The organism is Actinomyces sp. HMSC065F12, from assembly GCF_001814535.1.
Lineage (GTDB): Bacteria > Actinomycetota > Actinomycetes > Actinomycetales > Actinomycetaceae > Pauljensenia > Pauljensenia radingae_A.
Window position 1 is genome coordinate 1 of record NZ_KV816937.1, and the last position, 1,990, is coordinate 1,990.

Sequence of the window (1,990 nt, forward strand, 5' to 3'; positions counted from 1 at the left end):
GCGGCGCACCGTCTCATCGACCTCAGTAAACCGACGCTTGGTCTCCGACGCTAGGTCGCGTACTTCCTGCCGCGTCTCATTCACCCTCGAGTGCAGCAGCTCCCGGTCGCGCGTCGCGTTCTCGGTCGCAGACCTCAGGTCCTGACGGATACCCAGTACGCGCTCCTCGCTCTGCTGGTCGCGCTGGTGCTGCTCGTGCTGGGCTTCCCGCGCTTGCCTGTCCTGATCCGACAAGCTCAGTTTGATCTCTTTGAGTTGTTGGATTACTTGGCCTGAGAAATCGTGAAACTCGCCTGACAGGCGGTCTAAATCGTCGCGTAGGTTCATGTCGTGATTATTCGCCACCTGCTCGTGTGTCGCGTCTGCCGTGTGTGCGATGCCGGTGAGGCGGTCCTCGAATTTACGTGTGATGACCTTGACGATGGCTGTGATACCGCCCAGAAGGGCGACGATGAGTGCGATCAGTCCGGCTCCGACTTCTGGGGCTGACAGGGCGACAGCGACCGTGTCCGGCATGGCTGTCATGCTCATGCTCATACGCGACCACCTGGCCCGTCGTCCTGGGCGAGGTGTTTGGGCCGGTACGGCTCGCTGTCGGAGCTTTCCCCGCCTGGCGTGACCCTGCCGATCCAATCAATCAGGCCCACACGCTTCAGCACAGTAAACGAAGCGGTAGCAGCCCCGATAATGACGCCAGCCTGCGTGCAGAAAAGCTGCCACGAGGCGGGGTAGGCTCCAGCAAACCAAATCACAACCGCGAGCGCTACGCCTGCCACCAGCACGATCCACCGGCGTACGTTCGATGACCAATGCTGCCGGTCGGCTGCCGCCTGGACGAGGCTCCACGCAAAGCCAGCGAGACCGCACGCGACCAGCGGGTCAAAATCAATACCCAACATGTCTATTTTCCTCCCACCTGTCGGTTGATAGCGCGCTGCATGGCGCGCACCGTCTGAGCACCGACGTAGCCGTCCACGCTCACCTTGTAGTACTGCTGCAGCCCACGGGCGAAAGCCGGTCCCGCGATCCCGTCAGGTGTGGTGCGGAAGGCTTTTTGCAACTTGGCGATCAGCTGGCTGCCCTGGGCGCTCTCGCCCTCCCACTGCCAGCCACTGCCAGCCCACGCGCAGGCCGGGAGATACTGCATGTTCGGCGCGTACTGTGAGCTGATGATCCCGTCGATCGGCGTGCCATTAATACGCTGCAAGGCGCGCGTAGTCGCCATGCCCCAGTCGCCATCCACAGCGAGAGTCCCAGCGGGCACCACAGGGCTGGCAGCGCTTTTGTAGGGAGGCCTGATGACTGCGACCACGCTGTCAAACGAGCGGGTTCTGCGGTACACGCCGCCGCCGTTCGACTGGCTGCCGCGCCAGCTCCCACTCGTATTGCCTTCGATCGTTTGATACGACCAGGAGTAGCGGATCTCTACGAACCCGATATGATCCGCCGTCCCGTCCCCATCCCAATCGAAACAAACTAGGTCGCCTGGTAGAGCGTCCTCGCGCCTGACGACCCAGCCTTTCTGGCGCGCGTAATTGATACGCCCCGGAACGTATGCTGAGCGGAACTGCAGGCCGCACTGCTCCAAGCACCAGCTGACGAACATATCGCAATACGGCACCCCGCTGCTGGCGAAGTAGGAAGCGCCCATGACTTGCGCATACCAGCGGCCGTACTTTGTTCCAGCAGCTGGGTCATTCCACCTGGAGTATCCCAACTGGCTTGCAGCACACCTAATCACCTGATTTCCAGTGGTCATTTGTATTCCACCTCCACGATCTCAGCAGTATCCGCGGGAGTGTCATTCGCCGTGTCACCGTGCTCCATTAGCGCGTCGAACTCGTCTTTCTTGTCCACTTTTCCTCCTCAAAAGGGGCATAAATAAGCCCGACAACCGAATGGCCGTCGGGGTTGGAGCTTCCTACTATTCAGTTGTGTTGGGCTGCTTCTTCTAGCCCGTTGCACATGGCTTCGATCAGTACGTCTAACA

Annotated in this window: 3 protein-coding genes; all 3 read right to left on the reverse strand. The window is 60.6% G+C overall.

The features are described 5' to 3' along the window. Nucleotides 1–537: DUF2746 domain-containing protein (locus tag HMPREF2975_RS00240; protein ID WP_141757224.1), on the reverse strand; the 537-nt coding region annotated here is incomplete at its 3' end. Further along, on the reverse strand, nucleotides 534–899 hold the full coding sequence (locus tag HMPREF2975_RS00245; protein WP_070725003.1) for a hypothetical protein: 366 nt from the start codon (nucleotides 897–899) through the stop codon (nucleotides 534–536). The genes HMPREF2975_RS00240 and HMPREF2975_RS00245, both read right to left, overlap by 4 nt. A 2-nt stretch (nucleotides 900–901) precedes the next feature. After that, nucleotides 902–1,759, reverse strand: coding sequence for a CHAP domain-containing protein (locus HMPREF2975_RS00250; protein ID WP_070725006.1), 858 nt, complete (start codon nucleotides 1,757–1,759; stop codon nucleotides 902–904). Between the last annotated feature and the right edge of the window lie 231 nt (nucleotides 1,760–1,990).